The organism is Flavobacterium humidisoli (assembly GCF_023272795.1).
Lineage (GTDB): Bacteria > Bacteroidota > Bacteroidia > Flavobacteriales > Flavobacteriaceae > Flavobacterium > Flavobacterium humidisoli.
The window spans coordinates 2230777-2251024 of sequence record NZ_CP096829.1 but is presented as its reverse complement, the minus strand read 5'-3'; the positions used below and the strand labels follow the sequence as shown (position 1 = coordinate 2251024).

19 protein-coding genes and 4 tRNA genes are annotated in these 20248 nt (G+C 34.2%); 1 reads left to right on the top strand and 22 read right to left on the bottom strand.

Translation table 11 applies throughout. The features are described 5' to 3' along the window. Positions 1-201: 201 nt before the first annotated feature. The 17 genes from rpoB to M0M44_RS10040 all read right to left on the bottom strand — a co-directional run bounded on the left by rpoB (position 202) and on the right by M0M44_RS10040 (position 12792). Positions 202-4014 carry a DNA-directed RNA polymerase subunit beta gene (gene rpoB, locus M0M44_RS10120; protein ID WP_248729635.1) on the bottom strand — a complete coding sequence of 1271 codons (3813 nt, stop codon included), beginning with the start codon at positions 4012-4014 and terminating at the stop codon, positions 202-204. A 264-nt stretch (positions 4015-4278) separates the two neighbouring features. Continuing rightward, a complete protein-coding gene (gene rplL, locus M0M44_RS10115) occupies positions 4279-4650 on the bottom strand; it encodes a 50S ribosomal protein L7/L12 (RefSeq protein WP_008466917.1) in 372 nt (123 codons plus the stop codon). Between the two features lie 92 nt (positions 4651-4742). Continuing rightward, a complete protein-coding gene (rplJ, locus tag M0M44_RS10110) occupies positions 4743-5243 on the bottom strand; it encodes a 50S ribosomal protein L10 (protein ID WP_248729634.1) in 501 nt (166 codons plus the stop codon). 22 nt (positions 5244-5265) lie between these two features. Further along, a complete protein-coding gene (rplA, locus tag M0M44_RS10105; RefSeq protein ID WP_025572415.1) occupies positions 5266-5955 on the bottom strand; it encodes a 50S ribosomal protein L1 in 690 nt (229 codons plus the stop codon). Positions 5956-5968: 13 nt separating this feature from the next. Further along, positions 5969-6406: a 50S ribosomal protein L11 gene (gene rplK / locus M0M44_RS10100; RefSeq protein ID WP_008466923.1), complete on the bottom strand. Its 438-nt coding sequence runs from the start codon at positions 6404-6406 to the stop codon at positions 5969-5971. A 67-nt stretch (positions 6407-6473) separates the two neighbouring features. Next, the gene (gene nusG / locus M0M44_RS10095; protein WP_008466925.1) at positions 6474-7025 is read right to left on the bottom strand and encodes a transcription termination/antitermination protein NusG; all 552 of its coding nucleotides are present in this window, start codon (positions 7023-7025) and stop codon (positions 6474-6476) included. A gap of 10 nt (positions 7026-7035) precedes the next feature. Further along, the gene (secE, locus tag M0M44_RS10090) at positions 7036-7233 is read right to left on the bottom strand and encodes a preprotein translocase subunit SecE (protein WP_008466927.1); all 198 of its coding nucleotides are present in this window, start codon (positions 7231-7233) and stop codon (positions 7036-7038) included. Between the two features lie 18 nt (positions 7234-7251). Beyond that, positions 7252-7322 (bottom strand) — tRNA-Trp (locus M0M44_RS10085). 56 nt (positions 7323-7378) lie between these two features. Beyond that, entirely contained in the window at positions 7379-8566 is a 1188-nt protein-coding gene (tuf, locus tag M0M44_RS10080) for an elongation factor Tu (protein ID WP_026730432.1), read from the bottom strand. 55 nt (positions 8567-8621) lie between these two features. Further along, positions 8622-8693, bottom strand: a tRNA-Thr gene (locus M0M44_RS10075). 88 nt (positions 8694-8781) lie between these two features. After that, positions 8782-8862, bottom strand: a tRNA-Tyr gene (locus M0M44_RS10070). A 59-nt stretch (positions 8863-8921) separates the two neighbouring features. Beyond that, positions 8922-8995 (bottom strand) — tRNA-Thr (locus M0M44_RS10065). 90 nt (positions 8996-9085) lie between these two features. Further along, on the bottom strand, positions 9086-9388 hold the full coding sequence (gene hpf, locus M0M44_RS10060; protein WP_248729633.1) for a ribosome hibernation-promoting factor, HPF/YfiA family: 303 nt from the start codon (positions 9386-9388) through the stop codon (positions 9086-9088). A 32-nt stretch (positions 9389-9420) separates the two neighbouring features. Then, the gene (locus M0M44_RS10055) at positions 9421-10314 is read right to left on the bottom strand and encodes a tyrosine-type recombinase/integrase (RefSeq protein ID WP_248729632.1); all 894 of its coding nucleotides are present in this window, start codon (positions 10312-10314) and stop codon (positions 9421-9423) included. A gap of 89 nt (positions 10315-10403) precedes the next feature. Further along, complete coding sequence (gene rpsU, locus M0M44_RS10050; RefSeq protein ID WP_026730435.1) at positions 10404-10598, bottom strand: 30S ribosomal protein S21; 195 nt, start codon at positions 10596-10598, stop codon at positions 10404-10406. Between the two features lie 150 nt (positions 10599-10748). Next, on the bottom strand, positions 10749-11891 hold the full coding sequence (locus M0M44_RS10045; RefSeq protein ID WP_248729631.1) for an acyl-CoA dehydrogenase family protein: 1143 nt from the start codon (positions 11889-11891) through the stop codon (positions 10749-10751). Positions 11892-11904: 13 nt separating this feature from the next. Next, entirely contained in the window at positions 11905-12792 is an 888-nt protein-coding gene (locus M0M44_RS10040) for a ComEA family DNA-binding protein (protein ID WP_248729630.1), read from the bottom strand. Positions 12793-13055: 263 nt separating this feature from the next. On the opposite strand from M0M44_RS10040, the gene M0M44_RS10035 reads away from it, so the two are divergent. Continuing rightward, positions 13056-14522, top strand: coding sequence for an APC family permease (locus tag M0M44_RS10035; protein ID WP_248729629.1), 1467 nt, complete (start codon positions 13056-13058; stop codon positions 14520-14522). Between the two features lie 49 nt (positions 14523-14571). Here M0M44_RS10035 and M0M44_RS10030 read toward each other — a convergent pair whose 3' ends face one another. From M0M44_RS10030 to M0M44_RS10010, 5 genes are all read right to left on the bottom strand, one after another. Further along, a complete protein-coding gene (locus M0M44_RS10030) occupies positions 14572-14799 on the bottom strand; it encodes a PspC family transcriptional regulator (RefSeq protein WP_008466940.1) in 228 nt (75 codons plus the stop codon). Positions 14800-14871: 72 nt separating this feature from the next. After that, entirely contained in the window at positions 14872-16143 is a 1272-nt protein-coding gene (locus M0M44_RS10025) for a DUF2851 family protein (protein WP_248729628.1), read from the bottom strand. A gap of 75 nt (positions 16144-16218) precedes the next feature. Further along, entirely contained in the window at positions 16219-16701 is a 483-nt protein-coding gene (locus tag M0M44_RS10020; RefSeq protein WP_248729627.1) for a 3'-5' exonuclease, read from the bottom strand. Positions 16702-16779: 78 nt separating this feature from the next. Next, entirely contained in the window at positions 16780-18141 is a 1362-nt protein-coding gene (locus tag M0M44_RS10015) for a pyridoxal-phosphate dependent enzyme (RefSeq protein WP_248729626.1), read from the bottom strand. A 47-nt stretch (positions 18142-18188) separates the two neighbouring features. After that, positions 18189-20084 carry a putative porin gene (locus M0M44_RS10010; protein ID WP_248729625.1) on the bottom strand — a complete coding sequence of 632 codons (1896 nt, stop codon included), beginning with the start codon at positions 20082-20084 and terminating at the stop codon, positions 18189-18191. Positions 20085-20248 lie beyond the last annotated feature (164 nt).

Genomic DNA, 20248 nt, shown 5'->3' with positions numbered 1-20248 from the left:
CTCTTAAAAAAATAAGAGTTAATCATTCAGCTACTACCTCGGGTTACTTCTCTAAACCTCAAATTAATTTGAAGTGCTAGTTATAAAATGCCTTGCATTGTTATAAAAAATCGGAACGGTTTACGGGTATAAATCTTTAAAAACTTATTATAAATGAGTAATCAGTCCCATTAAAAAATGAGACTGATTTCAAAACTTTTATTATTCTTCCAAACGAAGATCTAATCCTAGACCTTTCAATTCGTGCATTAATACATTGAATGATTCTGGTAAACCTGGTTCTGGCATAGTTTCACCCTTAACGATAGCTTCGTAAGTTTTAGCTCTACCAATAACGTCATCAGACTTAACAGTTAAGATTTCACGTAAAGTACTAGAAGCTCCATAAGCCTCAAGTGCCCAAACCTCCATCTCTCCAAAACGCTGACCTCCAAATTGAGCCTTACCTCCAAGTGGCTGTTGCGTAATCAATGAGTATGGTCCGATAGAACGTGCGTGCATCTTATCATCAACCATGTGTCCTAATTTAAGCATGTAAATTACACCCACAGTTGCTTTTTGTGCAAAACGCTCTCCAGTTCCACCATCATAAAGATAAGTATGTCCGAAACGTGGTACATTAGCCTCATCAGTCAAAGCATTGATTTCGTCAAGCGAAGCACCGTCGAAGATTGGAGTAGCAAATTTTCTACCCAAGTTCATACCAGCCCATCCAAGAACAGTCTCATAAATCTGACCAATGTTCATACGCGAAGGTACCCCAAGTGGATTCAATACAATATCTACTGGTGTTCCGTCTTCTAAGAAAGGCATATCTTCATGACGAACGATTCTTGCAACAATACCTTTGTTACCGTGACGTCCCGCCATTTTATCACCAACTTTTAACTTACGTTTTTTAGCGATATAGATTTTTGCCAATTTCAAAATTCCAGATGGTAATTCATCTCCAACTGTAATAGTGAATTTCTCTCTTCTTAAAGCTCCTTGTAAGTCGTTCAGCTTAATTTTGTAGTTATGAATTAAATCATTAACCATTTTATTTGTAGCGTCATCAGCAACCCACTGACCTTTGCTTAAGTGAGCAAAATCTTCTACTGCGTAAAGCATTTTTTGAGTATATTTTTTACCTTTTGGTAAAACTTCTTCACCCAAATCATTCATTACACCTTGAGATGTTTTTCCGTTAACGATCAAGAATAATTTCTCAACTAATCTGTCTTTTAATTCAACAAATTTAGTTTCGAACTCCATTTCTAAAGCGCCTAAAGCATCTTTATCTTGAGTACGTTTACGTTTATCTTTTACGGCTCTTGCAAATAATTTTTTGTCAAGAACTACACCATGTAAAGATGGAGAAGCTTTTAATGAAGCATCTTTTACATCACCAGCTTTATCTCCGAAGATTGCACGAAGCAATTTCTCCTCTGGAGTTGGATCTGATTCTCCTTTTGGTGTAATTTTTCCGATCAAAATGTCGCCAGGTTTAACCTCTGCTCCAATTCTAATCATACCGTTTTCATCTAAATCTTTAGTAGCTTCTTCAGAAACGTTAGGAATATCGTTTGTTAACTCTTCATTTCCTAACTTAGTATCTCTAACCTCTAATGAATAATCATCAACGTGGATAGATGTAAAAATATCATCGCGAACTACTTTTTCAGAAATTACAATCGCATCCTCGAAGTTATATCCTTTCCATGGCATGAACGCAACTTTTAAGTTTCTACCTAAAGCTAATTCTCCATTTTGAGTAGCATAACCTTCAGACAATACTTGCCCAGGAACAACTCTATCACCTCTTCTTACGATAGGCTTCAAGTTGATACTTGTACCTTGATTGGTTTTTCTAAATTTAATTAAGTTGTACGTTTTCTCATCAGCATCAAAACTTACCATTCTCTCGTCTTCTGTACGATCGTATTTAATAGTAATGATGTTAGCATCAACATACTCAACAGTACCATGCCCTTCAGCATTGATTAATACTCTTGAATCTGAAGCTACCTGACGCTCTAAACCTGTACCAACAATCGGTGCTTCAGGACGGATCAAAGGAACTGCCTGACGCATCATGTTTGATCCCATCAACGCACGGTTCGCATCATCATGCTCCAAGAAAGGAATCAAAGATGCAGAAATCGAAGCGATCTGGTTAGGAGCAACGTCTGTATAATGTACTGAACTTGGTTCAACAACTGGGAAGTCACCCTCTTCACGAGCAATAACATTACTAGCTGTAATTTTACCAGAAGCATCCATTTCAATGTTTGCCTGAGCAATCATTTTACCTTCTTCTTCTTCAGCACTTAAATAAATTGGTGCACTTTCTAAATCAACAACACCATCTGTAACTTTACGGTATGGAGTTTCGATGAATCCCATTCCGTTTACTTTTGCATAAACACCAAGAGATGAGATCAAACCAATGTTTGGTCCCTCAGGAGTTTCAATCGGACATAAACGACCATAGTGAGTATAGTGAACGTCACGAACCTCGAAACCAGCTCTCTCTCTCGAAAGTCCACCTGGTCCAAGTGCAGAAAGTCTTCTTTTGTGTGTAATCTCAGCTAATGGATTCGTTTGGTCCATAAATTGAGATAACTGGTTAGTACCAAAGAAAGAGTTGATAACTGATGATAATGTTTTAGCATTAATCAAATCAATTGGTGTAAACACCTCATTATCTCTAACGTTCATTCTCTCACGAATAGTTCTAGCCATACGTGCTAAACCAACACCGAATTGTTGAGACAATTGTTCTCCAACTGTTCTCACACGACGGTTTGACAAGTGATCAATATCATCAATCTCTGCTTTAGAGTTGATCAACTCGATCAAATATTTAACGATTGTAATGATATCCTCTTTAGTAAGCACTTGCTTATCCATAGGAATATCTAAATCTAATTTTTTGTTCATTCTGTAACGACCAACTTCACCTAAGTTATAACGTTGATCAGAGAAGAACAATTTATCTATAATACCACGAGCAGTTTCCTCATCAGGCGGTTCAGCGTTACGCAACTGACGGTAAATGTGCTCTACAGCTTCTTTTTCAGAGTTTGTTGGATCTTTTTGTAACGTGTTGTGGATAATAGCATAATCTGCTTGGTTGTTATCCTCTTTGTGCAACAAAATAGATTTTACGTTAGAATCTATGATCTCTTCAACATTATCTTTGTCGATAATAGTATCACGATCAAGGATGATTTCGTTACGCTCGATAGAAACTACCTCTCCAGTATCCTCATCTACGAAATCCTCGTGCCATGTGTTCAAAACACGTGCAGCAAGTCTTCTTCCAATATATTTCTTAATTCCTGTTTTAGAAACTTTAATTTCTTCTGCTAAGTCGAAAATTTCAAGGATATCCTTATCTCTTTCGAAACCAATAGCACGGAATAAAGTTGTTACAGGTAATTTTTTCTTTCTATCGATATAAGCGTACATTACGCTGTTAATATCAGTAGAGAATTCTATCCAAGATCCTTTAAAAGGAATTACTCTCGCAGAATAAAGTTTAGTTCCATTTGCGTGGAATGACTGTCCAAAGAAAACCCCTGGAGAACGGTGTAATTGAGATACTACAACACGCTCGGCACCATTAATAACAAAAGTACCACTAGGAGTCATGTAAGGAATTGTTCCAAGATAAACATCTTGTACAATAGTTTCAAAATCTTCGTGTTCTGGATCTGTACAGTATAGTTTTAACCTAGCTTTTAAAGGCACACTATACGTAAGACCTCTCTCTATACATTCTTGAATTGTATAACGTGGAGGATCAACAAAATAATCTAGGAATTCCAATACAAAGTTATTTCTTGTATCTGTAATTGGGAAGTTTTCCATGAAGGTATTGTATAACCCTTCGTTGCCTCTTTCGTCAGATTTCGTTTCTAATTGAAAGAAATCTTTAAAAGATTTAACCTGAACATCTAAGAAATCTGGATAATCAGGGATATTTTTTGTAGAGGCAAAATTCAATCTTTCAGTCTGATTTGTTATCATCAATGGACAAAATTTTGATTAAAAAAAAGTAATTTTTGTTTGTGTAAACACACTGTTTAATCTATACTTTCTTATTATAATCAATACATCTTTAAAAATAAAACAGTAAAACAAGTTCGATTTTCTTTCTTCGTATTGATCAAAAACTTTTTCGTATTTTAAACTATGGGATAATAAAATTTATAATATTTTATTATACGAAAAATGGTTTAGGCCTTTGAGTGTTAACTCAAGACCTAAACCTAGTTCTTAAACTGAGTTTAATTATTTAAGCTCAACAGTAGCTCCAGCCTCTTCTAAAGATTTTTTAAGACCTTCAGCCTCTTCTTTAGAAACACCTTCTTTAACGTTGCTTGGTGCACCGTCAACTACGTCTTTAGCTTCTTTAAGACCTAAACCAGTTAATTCTTTAACTAATTTTACAACAGCTAATTTAGAAGCTCCTGCATCTTTTAATACAACTGTAAATTCAGTTTGTGCTTCTTCAGCAGCACCGTCTCCTCCACCAGCAGCAACTACTACAGCAGCAGCAGCAGGCTCGATTCCGTACTCATCTTTTAATATTGTTGCTAATTCGTTAACTTCTTTAACTGTTAAGTTAACTAATTGTTCTGCGAATTGTTTCAAATCTGCCATTTTTTCTATCGTTTAAAATGATTTGTGTAAAAAATATAATTTAATTATTGTGCGCTAATTAAGCAGTAAGGAAGCAAACTTCCATACTTTTATTACTCTGCTGCTTCTTCGCTTCCTGCGAATTTGTTTTGTAAAGCAGAAATAATTCTTTGAGCTGGAGATTGTAATAATCCAATGATTTCTCCAATAAGCTCTTCTTTAGATTTAATTGTAGCTAATGCATCTAATTGGTTATCTCCAATATATACTTCAGAATTGATGTAAGCTCCTTTTAAAACTGGTTTGTCAGATTTCTTACGGAAATCTTTAATGATTTTTCCAGGTGCGTTAGCAACATCAGAAATAAATATAGCACTGTTACCTGATAAAACTGTAGGTAAATCACCATAATCATTAGAAGAAGCTTCCATTGCTTTTGCAAGCAAAGTGTTCTTTACAACCTCTAATTTGATACCTGCTTTAAAACAAGCTCTACGCAAGTTTGAAGTTGTCTCTGCGTTTAAACCAGAAATATCAGAAATATAAATGATATTTGTACCAGCTAACTGCGCAGTTAAATTTTCAATCGCGATTGATTTTTCTTCTCTAGTCATACTAAAAATTTTTAACTACCAATTATACTGCTTTTGGGTCTAATGCGATAGCAGGACTCATTGTGCTTGTAAGGTGAATACCTTTAATGTATGTACCTTTAGCAGCAGTTGGTTTAAGTTTTATTAATGTTTGAATAATTTCGTGTGCGTTGTCAACAATCTGCTCAGCCCCAAAAGAAACTTTACCGATTCCTGCGTGTACTATACCAGTTTTATCAACTTTAAAGTCAATTTTACCAGCTTTAACTTCTTGAACAGCTTTAGCAACATCCATAGTTACTGTACCTGTTTTAGGGTTTGGCATTAAACCTCTAGGTCCTAAAATACGACCTAATGGACCTAATTTACCCATAACAGCAGGCATAGTAATGATCACATCAACATCTGTCCAACCGTCTTTAATTTTTTGTAAGTAATCGTCAAGACCAACGTGATCTGCTCCAGCCTCTCTTGCTTCAGCTTCTTTATCTGGAGTAACCAATGCTAATACTTTAACGTCTTTTCCTGTTCCGTGAGGTAAAGTAACTACACCTCTAACCATTTGATTCGCTTTTCTTGGATCAACACCCAAACGAACTGCGATATCAACAGACTCATCAAATTTTGCAGAAGCAACAACTTTAATTAATGCAGCAGCATCTTTTAAAGAGTATAATTTGTTCTTTTCAATTTTTGAAGCAGCCTCTTTTTGCTTTTTTGTTAATTTTGCCATTTCTTTTTCTTAATTAAAAAGGAGCATCTCCTGATACAGTTATACCCATAGATCTAGCTGTTCCAGCAACCATACTCATAGCTTTCTCAATTGTGAAAGCGTTTAAGTCCGGCATTTTGTCTTCAGCAATAGTTCTAATTTGTTCCCAAGTAACGCTAGCTACTTTTTTACGATTAGGCTCACCAGAACCAGATTTTAGCTTTGCAGCTTCCATTAACTGAACTGCCGCTGGAGGAGTCTTAACAACAAAATCAAATGATTTGTCTTTGTACACAGTGATTTGCACTGGACAAATTTTGCCAGGTTTATCTTGAGTTCTAGCATTAAATTGCTTACAAAACTCCATGATATTAACCCCAGCAGCTCCTAAAGCAGGTCCAACCGGTGGCGACGGGTTCGCAGCACCTCCCTTAACTTGTAGTTTAACTACCTTACTAATTTCTTTAGCCATTTTTAAAAAATTTTACACTGTAATCAATGGAAGCGATTACAATGGTTTATTATAGTGTAACAAAAAATTATACTTTTTCCACTTGCATAAAGCTCAATTCCAATGGTGTCTTTCTTCCGAAAATCTTAACCATTACCTCAAGTTTACGCTTTTCTTCATTGATTTTCTCAACAGATCCATTAAATCCATTGAAAGGTCCATCAATAACCTTAACCGTTTCACCAACACTAAATGGAATAGAACGAGTATCTGTATTTACAGCTAACTCATCTACCTTACCTAACATACGGTTCACTTCAGAAAGTCTTAAAGGAACAGGTTCTCCACCTTTAGTTTCTCCTAAAAATCCAATAACACTAGTAATTGACTTAATAATATGAGGGATTTCACCAACTAAGTTAGCTTCAATCATAACATATCCAGGAAAGTAAACTTTATCCTTAGATGATTTTTTCCCATCTTTTACAGTAACTACTTTTTCAGTAGGAACCAAAACCTGAGAAACATAATCCTCCATACCTAATCTCGCAATCTCAGTCTCGATATAAGCTTTCACTTTATTCTCTTGACCACTAACCGCTCTAACTACGTACCATTTTTTCACATTATTATCTGCCATCACAAAAAAATTATCCTTTTAACCAGTTAAAAAATCCAGCCAAAGCTTTTGCAAAAAATTCGTCTACTCCCCAAGTTGCCAAAGCGAATAAGATCGAAAATACAGCCACAACAATTGTCAATTTCTGTACTTCAGCCCAAGCTGGCCAAGTAACATTTGACTTTAACTCTTCGAAAGCCTCTGATAAATAATTAGTAACTTTTGTCATTTGATATATTTTTTATTGCACGGGCGGAGGGATTCGAACCCCCATCAACGGTTTTGGAGACCGCTATTCTACCCTTGAACTACGCCCGTAATTAAAGCCAGTGATTAAAAAATAATCACTGGCTTTTTTTATTTATTTTATAGAATTACTCTACGATTTCAGTAACCTGACCAGCCCCAACTGTTCTACCACCTTCACGGATAGCGAAACGTAAACCTACGTTCATAGCGATTGGGCTTAACAAAGCAACTTCAATAGTTAAGTTATCACCTGGCATTACCATCTCTACACCTGCTGGTAAAGAAATAACTCCTGTTACGTCAGTTGTACGTACGTAGAACTGTGGACGGTAGTTATTGTGGAATGGAGTGTGACGTCCACCTTCTTCTTTTTTCAAGATATAAACCTCTGCTTTGAATTTAGCGTGTGGTTTTACTGAACCTGGCTTAATAATAACCATACCTCTTTTGATATCAGCTTTATCAATACCTCTTAACAATAAACCTACGTTATCTCCAGCTTCACCTCTGTCAAGGATTTTACGGAACATCTCAACTCCTGTAATAGTAGAAGTTAATTTTTCAGCTCCCATACCAATGATTTCAACAGGATCTCCAGTGTTAGCAACTCCAGTTTCGATACGACCTGTAGCAACAGTTCCACGACCTGTAATTGTAAATACGTCCTCAACTGGCATCAAGAATGGTTTAGCTACGTCACGTACTGGCTCTTCGATCCAAGCATCAACAGCTTCCATTAATTCAATAATTTTAGGAACCCAGTTAGGATCATTGTTCAATCCACCTAAAGCAGAACCTTGAACAACAGGACCATTATCTCCATCATATTCGTAGAAAGATAATAAATCTCTAATTTCCATTTCAACAAGCTCTAATAACTCAGCATCATCAACCATATCCACTTTGTTCATGAAAACAACGATTCTTGGAATACCAACCTGACGACCTAAAAGGATGTGCTCACGAGTTTGTGGCATTGGACCATCTGTAGCAGCAACTACTAAGATAGCTCCGTCCATTTGAGCAGCACCAGTAACCATGTTCTTTACGTAATCTGCGTGACCTGGACAGTCAACGTGAGCGTAGTGACGGTTAGCAGTTTCATACTCTACGTGTGATGTATTAATAGTAATACCTCTTTCTTTCTCCTCTGGAGCGTTATCGATTTGATCAAACGATTTTGCTTGACAGTAACCAGCATCTGACAATACTTTTGTAATTGCAGCAGTTAATGTAGTTTTTCCGTGATCTACGTGTCCAATTGTACCTATGTTTAAGTGCGGTTTGGAACGATTAAAATTCTCCTTTGCCATTTTACTTAATTTTTAATCTTAGTTATATATTAATTTTCAATTTCCTACTTACTTGAGCCAATGTCGGGATTTGAACCCGAGACCTCTTCCTTACCAAGGAAGCACTCTACCCCTGAGCTACACCGGCAGAGAGTTCTGAGTTTAGAATTCAGATTTTTTAAGCTTGAATTTTATTAATCCAAAACCTAAAATCTAAAACTACAACTTCTTTTTAGTGGGGAGAGCAGGATTCGAACCTGCGAAGTTCACACAGCAGATTTACAGTCTGCCCTCGTTGGCCGCTTGAGTATCTCCCCTAATTTTAAAATTCCATTATTTTAAAGAACAAATTTCAAATCGCATTTGAAATTTCCTGAGCCGATAGAGGGACTCGAACCCACGACCTGCTGATTACAAATCAGCTGCTCTAGCCAGCTGAGCTACATCGGCGAATACATTAAAAAAGTCCGCTATTTCTAACGGACTGCAAATGTAGGTATTTTATCTTTTAATCAAAACATTTTTTGAAAAAAATTTCAATTAAATATGTGCTCTAATTTTTTCCTTCCTTTTTATAAGCAAACGTTCTAGCGATTCTGCCGAAAGCTCAACAGCCTCTTCAAATGTTTTACACTGCTTTTTTACCAAAAAATCATCACCAGGGACATTAATCTTTATTTCCACCACTTTATTCTCTTTATCACTCGTTCTTTCAACTTTTAAAAAAACATCTGATGAAACCACTCGATCGTAGTATTTCTCTAGCTTACCCATTCTTTCTTGGATAAAATCGACCAATTTTCTGTCGACAGTAAAATTAACTGCATGAACATCTACCTTCATAATAAAAATTTTAGGGTTAACATTTAGAACTACTATTTGTTTCTAGGATGTGCATCTTTATACACTTTTTTAAGTTCCGCCAAACTATTATGAGTATAAACCTGTGTAGAAGCCAAACTAGAATGCCCTAGCAATTCCTTAACTGAATTCAAATCTGCCCCATTGTTCAATAAGTGAGTTGCAAAAGTATGACGAAGCACATGCGGACTTTTCTTCACCTTTTCTGAGACCCTACTAAAGTATGAATTTATTAAACGATAAACAAAAGATTCGCTCAATTTTAACCCTTTTTTCGAAACAAAAAAATAGTCACAATCTGTCAAACTTTGCAGACCACTTCTTTCTTCCAAATACAAATCAATTTGACTTGCAATAATTGGCAGAATTGGAACAATACGCTCTTTATTTCTTTTCCCTAAAACTTTAACCGTATGATTTGAGCGATCGATATTTTTAACCATCAAATGAATCAATTCAGCGCGACGCATTCCTGTCACATAAAACATTTCTAAAATAAGCTTATCCCGAATCCCTTCAAAATCAACAGGAGCATCTATTGTAGCGAGCAAATCTTTCAACTCTTTTTCCGAAAAAGGAACCTGAACCACTTTTGGCGTTTTTAAAGACTTATGTTTCAGCATCGGATTAATTTCTATCTGCTTTGTCTTTAAAAGGAATTTATAAAAAGCTTTTAAAGAAGCCATCTTCCTATTAACAGAAACATTAGAAATATTATGATCAACCAAAAAAACAATCCAACTTCTAACCTGACTATAATTTACCAAATCAATACTTTCCTGATCAAAAAACTCTTTCACAAAAGCCTCAAAAGAAACCACATCATTCAAATAAGCCTCAACTGTATGTGTAGAATATTTTTTTTCCAACAAAAGATAATCCGAAAAAGCCTCTTTATTCGTTTTCATAAATCCAAAAATTAAGCATAAAAAAACCGTTAGCATCAAAATTAAAACATTTTGACCACTAACGGTAATTATTTTTGAAAAGCTAAATACTAACTTTCTAAACTATCTTTCAAGCCTTGAATGTAAGCCGCTTTTTGAATCTGAGCTCTTTTGATAACAGATGGCTTAATAAAAGCAGTACGTGCTCTTAATTGACGAACAGTTCCTGTTTTATCAAATTTTCTTTTATAGCGCTTTAATGCTCTATCGATATTTTCTCCGTCTTTAATTGGTATAATTAACATAATATAGACACCTCCTCTCGTTAAGGCTGCAAATGTATATATTAATTATGAATTATGAATTATAAATTGTGAATTATTTTAAAAAAAAGAGAAAAGAACATAGAGAAAAGATTATAGATATAAGATTCTTTATTCTTTATTCTTTATTCTTTATTCTTTCAATAAATTCCTTGAGATAACAACCTTTTGGATCTCAGTTGTTCCCTCTCCTATAGTACACAATTTAGAGTCTCTATAGAATTTTTCTACTGGAAAATCTTTAGTGTAGCCATAACCACCATGAATTTGAACTGCATCATTTGCGATTTTAACACACGCTTCTGAAGCATACATCTTTGCCATAGCCCCTGATGTTGTTACTGGTTTATGCTTTTGCTTCAAGAACGCAGCTTTATGCAATAATAGCTCTGAGGCTTCAATTTCTGTTGCCATATCTGCCAATTTAAAAGAGATTCCTTGAAAATTACTGATTGGTTGCCCAAACTGATGTCTTTCTTTCGAATATTTCAATGCAGCTTCGTAAGCTCCTTTTGCAATTCCTAAAGACAGAGCTCCGATAGAGATTCTTCCACCATCAAGAATTTTCATTGCTTGAACAAAGCCTTCTCCAACTTCTCCTAATCTATTTTCATCTGGAACGCGACAATTATCAAAAACCAGCTCTGCGGTCTCACTTGCTCTCATTCCTAATTTATTTTCTTTTTTGCCCGATGAAAAACCTTTCATTCCTTTTTCAAAAACAAAAGCCGTCATTCCTTTAGAATCTCCTTTTTCACCAGTTCGCACTACCACAACTGCGACATCTCCAGAAATAGCATGTGTAATAAAGTTTTTCGCACCATTTACAATCCAATGATCTCCATCTTTAACAGCCGTTGTATTCATTCCTCCTGCATCAGAGCCTGTGTTATGCTCCGTTAGTCCCCAGGCACCTATAAATTCGGCTGTGGCAAGTTTTGGAAGCCATTTTTTCTTTTGCTCTTCGTTTCCAAAAGTCAAAATATGATTAGTGCATAAAGAATTATGCGCAGCGACAGATAATCCAATTGAAGGATCTACTTTTGAAATCTCTTCTATTACGGTAATATACTCGTGATAACCTAAACCAGAACCCCCATATTCTTCTGGAACTAAAACGCCCATGAAGCCCATTTCGCCAAGTTGCTTAAACAACGGAATTGGAAAAATTTGCGCTTCATCCCATTCCATTATATAAGGTCTAATATTTTTTTCTGCAAAGTCTTTTATAGACTGTACGATCATTAGTTGTGTTTCGTTGTAATCAAAGTTCATGAGTTAGTTTCTTTTAGAACTCCAAATATAAACTAATTATTTTTGCTTTTTCAACAGGAAAATCTTTAATTTTTGCCAAATCCTCAATATTATTAAAATTTCCATTCATACTTCTATAGGTTACAATTTGTTTTGCTAATCCATATTTAAAGTATGAAAATTGAGCCAATTCTTTTAACGAAGCGTCGTTTACATTTATTTTCTTCAAGTTTGAGGGAATTACAACCTTAAAATGAGAGTTTAGTTCATTTATAACTTCAGGCGAAAGTCCCCAAATCTCTTTCATCTGCTCCATCGATACGAATGACCCAACGATTTCTTTCTGCTTTAAGATTCTAGATGACAATCCTTCTCCTATTCCGTAGATTTTCATCAAATCTTCTTGCGTTGCCTCATTAATATTCATTATTTCTAACTTTTCTTTTTTCGCAAAACTCTTGACAATGAATTCTTTTTTCTCGACGCTATAATTCTTTTTATTCTGTTTCCAATCTGGAAATTTAAACAAAGGAGAAATTTTCTTTAATAGAGAATCTGAGACTCCAGTGACTGCCTGAAACTCTTCTGCCGAGTTTACATATTTATTTTCTTTGCGAAATGCCATTAAACGATCAATCTCTTCTACAGACATTCCGAGCTTGTATCCTTTATAATCTGAAATAAAATTAGGATTGAAAAGATAAGCAATTGGTTTTACGCTTTTATCACTCAGTTTCTCTTGATCAATTTCTGACTGAAGCGCAAGCCACTCTTCTTTTTCAGCGTTTTTTACTTCGGAAACACTAAAATTGGATAAAAAATAAAACAACTGCAATCCTATCATAATAAGAAAAAGCATAAAAACACCTATCCGCTGTTGTTTTGTAAAATGAAAATATTTGTTTAAAGACTTAAAATTCATGATTAAAATTACTTTTAAAGAATAACTTCAGAAAAATCTTTCAAATTTATTAAGAAAATTAGTAAGAAAAGTAACTTTTAAAAAATTATCGAATCTCTTATAAAAGTCTAATAAATTTAATGAATGTCGATACTTAGAGAATCTTTCTTACGAGTACTGTAAAAAAAACAAAGGTTTTATAACTTAAAAGATGATAATTGTTTTTATTTTTTACAAAAAACAATACATTTGGCACTTAATAACAAATAAACCAATAAAATAATATGTCAATTTGGAGAGTTAAACCTATATCAGCCTTTGAGGCCGATATGAAAAAGAGTGATTTAAAGAGAGTCCTAGGAAAATGGAGTCTTACCGCCATTGGTGTTGGTGCCATTATCGGTGGGGGAATTTTTGTACTTACAGGTACTGGGGCTTATTATCATGCAGGTCCAGCATTAGCTATTTCGTTTATTATCGCAGGTATTGCCTGTGTATTTGCGGCTCTTTGCTATTCTGAATTTGCTTCTATTTTGCCTGTTGAAGGATCTGCTTATGCATATGCTTACGGTACAATTGGAGAAGTTTTTGCTTGGATAATTGGATGGGGACTAATTCTCGAGTATGCAATGGGATCGATGACTGTAGCGGTTTCCTGGTCCGGGTACTTTAATAAATTGCTCAAAATATTTCACATTCACCTTCCTGATTGGTTAACTACAGATCCTGCAAGCTACACAGGAGAAGGTTTTTCTATGAATCTTCCAGCTTTCTTAATCGTTCTTTTAGTTATTTCATTGCTTATTAAAGGAACAAAAAGCGCAGCTAAAGCAAATAACGCAATTGTTATTCTTAAAGTATCTGCTGTAATCTTTGTAATTATTGCTGGTCTTTTCTTTATTAATACAGCAAACTGGAGCCCGTTTATTCCTGAAGCGACTCAGATTATCGAAAAAGAAACTACGCACAATGCTTACGGAATTGGAGGTATTATCTCGGGAGCTGCAGCTATTTTCTTTGCTTATGTTGGTTTCGATGCCGTTTCTACACAAGCTGGAGAAGCTATTAATCCTAAAAAAGATGTTCCTTTTGCAATTATCGCTTCTTTATTAATTTGTACTACTTTATATATTCTTGTTTCTTTAGTATTAACAGGAATGATGAATTACCAAGATTTTAATCCACTAGGAAAATATCCTGAAGCTATTAAAGCTCCTGTTGCTTATGCATTTGACATTGCAGGACAAGGCTGGGCTGGTTCTATTATTACTGTTGCCGCAACTATTGGTTTGGTTTCAGTATTAATGGTAATGATCATGGGACAATCTAGAATTTTCCTTGGAATGTCTAAAGACGGTTTAATTCCACAAGTTTTCTCTAAAGTAAACCCTATTTCTGGAACTCCAAAAACGAACCTAATGATTCTTGGAGCTATTATCGCAACTGTTGCTGCTTTTACACCAATCAACAAATTGGCCGATATGACCAGTTTTGGTACTTTATTTGCCTTTACAATGGTTTGTATTGCTGTTTGGATTTTAAGAGTAAAACAACCTGGATTAACCAGAACATTTAAAGTTCCTGCTTTACCAGTTATTGCGGTATTAGGAATTGCAATCAATTCTTATTTAATTTTTAATTTAAGTAAGGATGCACAGTTATTATCTTTTGGATGGCTTATTCTTGGTATAATTGTATACTTTGGATATAGCAAGAAAAGATCTAAACTCAACAATCCTACTGAAGAATAATAAATACAACTTCATAAAAAAGCTCCAAATTTAGATTTGGAGCTTTTTTTTATAAATCAAATACTGATGTTCTTTTTGATCGAATTAAATCTTTCAACCTAATCCAGAAAGCGAGAGTCAAATAGACTCCAAACCCTAAACCCGCTGTAACAAAAGAAATGTAGATAAAAAACAATCGCACGCTTGTTACACGCATTCCAAGTTTATCTGCTAGTCTTGAAGAAACATGGAAGCCATATTTTTCAAAAAAGAATTTAAGTTTTAAAATTGCTGACATTTCTATATTTTAGATTTAAGGCTTTAGATTTTTAAATTCCTGACCGCTCAGGATTACAAAAGTACAAATTATCTAATTATTTTTAAGCAATTCTAATCCGATAGCACATTTTAGACAAGCTTTGTGCTCGCAATATTTATTTTTAAGTTCTAATAGTGTCTGACTTTCAAATGCAGTTTTTGACTTTATACCGAAAGAATTAAACTTGTCCATAATGACGTTTTTCTCTGAAGTAACCTCATTCATAAAATCAATTAAATCTTCAGAAATGGATTCGCCCATAATATTGGAATAAGTAAATTGAAGCGGAACAATCGTATTTATAATCAGTAGATCTATAAACGATTTAGAGAGCGTTTTAGATTTCTTCGGGCTCTCTTTGTCAAATTGGTAATGATTTTGCCAATACGAGCTTGCAGACACGCTTAGTAAACGATATACTGCATCTACTGATTTTAAATCGATAATCTTAGAAAACAAATTTTGATATTTATGGTATAAAGCCGCCAATTGAGAAAGTCTGATTGTTGGAAAATTATCCGGACGAAGTTTAAAAAACTGGAGAGGTTCTGTATATGTCTTTTCTATTTGATATTTATGCAATAGATAAAAATAGCGAAACTTTAAATCTTTAAAATAAACATCTTCTTTCTCGACCTCCAATAAACCGGCAGCGCCAAAAAGAAGCGCCTCTAGATTTTCAATTTCGAAACTTTCTTTTCTGATTACTGAAAACGGAATTGCCATGGAGATTTGCAGAAAGGAATTCCCGTTAGTATTTAGTCCAAAATTCTTCGCTAGAAGGCAAAATAAGACCGCTTCCCAATCTTGATTGGTTTCTTCCAATAACTGAGCAATAAATTTAGATTTACGCTCTAAACGCTCAAAAAACAATCTTTCTTGCCAGTTTTTAAAAACAAATCTGTCTATATTTTTTAACTGCTTTTCGCAGAAAATCCAAGTTTTAGCAGAAACCAATGACTTATAATTTTCGATTATTTCTTTCGAAACATAATCTTTAAGAACTAAAACAGGAATTTCGATATTGTTTTCTCTAAAAATAGCCGTGTCGTTTTCCCAAACAACATGAAGAATAACATTTTTATAAGCAGGATCTTTCTCGTGATTATGCAAATACCAATCTGAAGATTTCAAATGAATCTCTACATTGCCTGCCCATTTTTGACTTCCGATTTCTATATGAGCATTAAAAAAGTCTGGCCCAGCAAGTTCTAGATAATCGCCAGTTTTAAGAATTGTTATCAATTCGCCTTGAACCGTTTTTAAATTCAAAGAATCAAACTTCTTGAATTTCCAGATATAATGAAGAAAGTCCTCTTTCATTTTTAGATTTTATAGTACAATTACAAAATCTAAAAGTAATTAATTTTTAATATTATTCTTACAAAATAATAATTTTTAACGGAGCATATACAATTTAGCACAAGCTCTTGCATCTGACAAAGCTTCGTGGTGATTCAGCTGGATATTCATCTCCCGACAACAATCACTTAATTTTGTTGGCTTTATGCCTTTCGCTTTGTAGATTTTAACCGTGCATTCCCATTTTGTAGCAATATTTAAATCGTCATAATTTAAACCATGGAGAAGCATTGTTTTCATTAAGACATTTCGATCAAAGCTTTCGTTATGCGCTACTACCACTTTATTTTTTAGCCTCTTTTCAATCTCTGGATAGATCTGAAAGAACGATTTTGCATTCATAGTATCTTTAGGATAAATTCCATAAACACGAATCGTAAAAGGATTATACTCGTTATTTGGCGGTTTAATTAAAGTCACATATTCGTCCACAATAATTCCGTTTTCGACGGTCACAATACCTACCGAGCACGGATGATATCCTGTCGCAGTTTCAAAATCTATAGCTGTAAAATTCATTTTTTATTTTTAAAAGACAAATCCATAAACCTAATTGCATAGCAACAAGATTTATGGATTTTTATATTTATAAAAGGCTTATTTTATTGAGCCAATAATATCATATTTAGTAATAATGTGGTGATGTCCGTTTCCTAAGTCAACCAAAACAGCATCATTTTCTTTACTAAAAAGTTTTGAAACTTCTTCAATCGGTGTTCCTAGTTTCACAATTGGGAAAGGTTTGCCCATGACTTCCTTAATTGGTTTTTCGGCAACATTTTTATCTGCAACATAGCTTCTAAATAAATCTGTTTCGTCAACAGAACCAACAAATCCATTGATGTCAACAACCGGAATTTGCGAAATCTTATATTTACGCATACGCTCAATTGCATGCGAAACTAATTCTTCAGTACGAACAACGATTAATTCTTTATCAATATGATCTTTAATAACGTCTTCTGCTTTCGTAATGTTTTCTTCTAAGAATCCGCGCTCGCGCATCCAGTCATCATTAAACATTTTTCCAACATAACGGCTTCCAGAATCGTGAAATAACACCACAACAACATCATCTGGTTTAAAATGTTCTTTCAACTGCAACAGACCTTTAATACAAGCTCCCGCAGAATTTCCAACAAAAATACCTTCTTCAAGCGCAATCTTTCTAGTATAGACGGCAGCATCTTTATCGGTTACTTTTGTAAAACCATCAATTAGAGAGAAGTCAACATTCTTAGGCAGGATATCTTCTCCAATACCTTCAGTTATATAAGAGTAGATTTCGTTCTCGTCGAAAATTCCTGTTTCGTGGTATTTCTTGAACACAGAACCATAGGTGTCAATTCCCCAGATTTTAATATTTGGATTTTGCTCTTTCAAATATTTTCCAACTCCAGAAATAGTCCCTCCTGTTCCTACTCCAACCACAAAATGTGTAATTTTTCCATCAGTCTGTTTCCAGATTTCAGGTCCAGTCTGCTCATAATGCGCCAACGAATTTGACATATTATCATACTGATTTACATACCAAGAATTTGGAGTTTCTTCTGCCAAACGTTTTGAAACCGAATAGTAGGAACGTGGATCTGTAGGCTCAACATCTGTAGGACAAACAACAACTTTTGCTCCAACAGCACGAAGAATATCCATTTTTTCTTTAGACTGCTTGTCTGAGATTACACAAATTAATTTGTAGCCTTTTACAATTGCCACAAGTGCAAGACCCATTCCTGTATTTCCAGAAGTTCCTTCAATAATAGTTCCTCCAGGTTTTAGTCGGCCATCTGCCTCTGCATCTTCAATCATTTTTACAGCCATTCTGTCTTTTACAGAATTACCTGGATTAAAGGTTTCGACTTTTGCCAATACTAACGCATCAATTTCAGCAACAATTTTGTTGAGTTTTACCAATGGCGTATTACCAATTGTTTCTAAAATATTATTTGAAAAGTCCATTTTTATTTTAAGTTTATTTAGTGGTTCGAAATAAAAAAAGCCAGTTTTTATTGGAAGAAATTCCAAACCAGCCCAAAACGCAATACAAAATCACGATACGGATTATGAGGCGCTGAATAATAATTACTTTGTGAAAACAAAGCATTAAAGTGTTCTGCTTTTAAATAAAAGCGTGTCTGGCGTATTCTGGCATTCACAAAGAAATCGAATGTTGCAAAACCACCGATTTTCTTGTCTTGCTGCACAAAAAATTCTGCAATAACAGGATTATAATCGTCTCCGTAGTATTTTGTAAGATAATTAAAGACAAGACCCGTTTGCATGAATAATGCTTTTTTAAAGAAATGATTCGAATAATAGAATGTATTTCTAGTTACAAAATCAGGTACATTTAAAACTAAATCTGATTGATCTACTTTTTGATACAAAAGGGTATTATCTAATGCAAAAGGTCCAAATTTGAATTCTCTGCTAGCTTTTATTTCTAAATAATTAATCACATTTCCATATTGCATAGGATTAACGATCTGTATATTCGCCGCTTTTTGCGCATCTGTCGCTACATCTGTAAAATACAAATGATCTTTTAATACCGTATACTGAACTTGTCCTGTTAGCCAAGGAGTTGTAATTTCTGCACTTAGCGAATTAATTTTTTCGTTTTTAAAATCATTTGACCAATTGTACGAAATCCAACTACTTTGATATAAGTTATAATTGTTATTTGGCAGTTTATTGATGTTACGATATCTAAAATCAAACTTAATTTCATCACTCATATCATAACGTAACTTAGCGTCTAAATCGGAAAGCGATTCATTGGTAATTGATCTTGAATATAAAAATCGACCATTCCATTTGTTTTTCTGATATTCGTACTGAGCACCAAAATTGTTAAACTGTAAATACAAATTGTCTGGAACGGCATTTCCAGCTGCATCAACAATAATTCGATTATACCTATAATTAGACCTATAATCGTCAACAAAAAATATAAATTTACCTAACAGCGAATTCTCGTAAGCTGCTCCAACTTTATTATAAAGCCTTTCATATTTGGTCTGATCGTTAATATTGCTTGCCGCATACGACTCTCCAAATCTTTGCACTCGACTAGTCGTTCCATCATTTGCAGTTACTGTAGAAATTACCGTTGGCTGCTTGTATTCATAATCTTTATACTCATAATTAAATTGATGTGTAAGGTATAAATTATTACTTCCGTCAGTTGGATTCACTCTAAAAGCATGATCAAAAAACAATCTTCTTCCTTTTAAGAATGATTCTGCATCGGTTAAATAAACCTGCAGTCTTTGTCTATTTTTATAATCTTGACTATCACTTTCAAAATCAGCATCGTTTGTTATACCACCATTTTCCTCATTTAAAATATCCTGATTTGTAAAATGCGCATTTATCGCATATCGTTTGCTAGTTGTCGCATAACTGGTTGTGATTCTTAAATTACCAGCACTAACCAATTGATTATTATAATCTCCTTCAGATCTTAAACCTCTATAGGCAATCGAGAAATTAAGATTTTTAGAGGCATTTAATGTGATGAAAGAATCTACATTCTGTCCTTTTTTTATAGTAGTATTAAAAAACAATTCTGTAAGCGGCGTTGCAACAGAATAATATCTTATTTGATCTGCTTGCATATAATTAGAATGCTTTCCGCTAAAACCAATTTCAGGATACGGAGAAAAACTAGTCAAACTATATTGAAGTGTATTTAAAGGTTGTCCAATATTAGAAAATTCCATAAGACCAAAAAGATCTTTTCTAAGATGATTTTGTCTATAAGCACTTTTAATCGTTAGCGATGTATCTGCATAAATAGTATCATGTTCTAAAGTGACAATTTTATACTGATCTATTGTTGCAATCTTTTGTTTTTTCTTTTTTACGGTATCAGTGACACTTGAATATTCTGTATTCATATCTAAATTATTTTTATAAGCAGTTTTTTTTTCTTGCGAAAACAATAAAGTTGGGACAACTAATAGATATAAAAAAATGAATATTCTCATTTGATGGCTTTGTATAAATTTATTTTGACAAAATTTGCTAAGCAAAGGTAATATAAAAAGGTATAAACGAAAAA

What these genes read in the sequence shown, in the direction of transcription:
- hpf (WP_248729633.1), bottom strand. Translation starts at nt 9,388, where the DNA reads ATGAAGGTAGATGTTCATGCAGTTAATTTTACTGTCGACAGAAAATTG.
- tuf (WP_026730432.1), bottom strand. Translation starts at nt 8,566, where the DNA reads ATGGCAAAGGAGAATTTTAATCGTTCCAAACCGCACTTAAACATAGGT.
- secE (WP_008466927.1), bottom strand. Translation starts at nt 7,233, where the DNA reads ATGACAAAAGTTACTAATTATTTATCAGAGGCTTTCGAAGAGTTAAAG.
- rplL (WP_008466917.1), bottom strand. Translation starts at nt 4,650, where the DNA reads ATGGCAGATTTGAAACAATTCGCAGAACAATTAGTTAACTTAACAGTT.
- rplJ (WP_248729634.1), bottom strand. Translation starts at nt 5,243, where the DNA reads ATGACTAGAGAAGAAAAATCAATCGCGATTGAAAATTTAACTGCGCAG.
- M0M44_RS10035 (WP_248729629.1), top strand. Translation starts at nt 13,056, where the DNA reads ATGTCAATTTGGAGAGTTAAACCTATATCAGCCTTTGAGGCCGATATG.
- M0M44_RS10045 (WP_248729631.1), bottom strand. Translation starts at nt 11,891, where the DNA reads ATGAACTTTGATTACAACGAAACACAACTAATGATCGTACAGTCTATA.
- rpsU (WP_026730435.1), bottom strand. Translation starts at nt 10,598, where the DNA reads ATGTTAATTATACCAATTAAAGACGGAGAAAATATCGATAGAGCATTA.
- M0M44_RS10020 (WP_248729627.1), bottom strand. Translation starts at nt 16,701, where the DNA reads ATGAATTTTACAGCTATAGATTTTGAAACTGCGACAGGATATCATCCG.
- M0M44_RS10030 (WP_008466940.1), bottom strand. Translation starts at nt 14,799, where the DNA reads ATGTCAGCAATTTTAAAACTTAAATTCTTTTTTGAAAAATATGGCTTC.
- M0M44_RS10015 (WP_248729626.1), bottom strand. Translation starts at nt 18,141, where the DNA reads ATGGACTTTTCAAATAATATTTTAGAAACAATTGGTAATACGCCATTG.
- M0M44_RS10010 (WP_248729625.1), bottom strand. Translation starts at nt 20,084, where the DNA reads ATGAATACAGAATATTCAAGTGTCACTGATACCGTAAAAAAGAAAAAA.
- rpoB (WP_248729635.1), bottom strand. Translation starts at nt 4,014, where the DNA reads ATGATAACAAATCAGACTGAAAGATTGAATTTTGCCTCTACAAAAAAT.
- nusG (WP_008466925.1), bottom strand. Translation starts at nt 7,025, where the DNA reads ATGGCAGATAATAATGTGAAAAAATGGTACGTAGTTAGAGCGGTTAGT.
- M0M44_RS10055 (WP_248729632.1), bottom strand. Translation starts at nt 10,314, where the DNA reads ATGAAAACGAATAAAGAGGCTTTTTCGGATTATCTTTTGTTGGAAAAA.
- M0M44_RS10025 (WP_248729628.1), bottom strand. Translation starts at nt 16,143, where the DNA reads ATGAAAGAGGACTTTCTTCATTATATCTGGAAATTCAAGAAGTTTGAT.
- rplK (WP_008466923.1), bottom strand. Translation starts at nt 6,406, where the DNA reads ATGGCTAAAGAAATTAGTAAGGTAGTTAAACTACAAGTTAAGGGAGGT.
- rplA (WP_025572415.1), bottom strand. Translation starts at nt 5,955, where the DNA reads ATGGCAAAATTAACAAAAAAGCAAAAAGAGGCTGCTTCAAAAATTGAA.
- M0M44_RS10040 (WP_248729630.1), bottom strand. Translation starts at nt 12,792, where the DNA reads ATGAATTTTAAGTCTTTAAACAAATATTTTCATTTTACAAAACAACAG.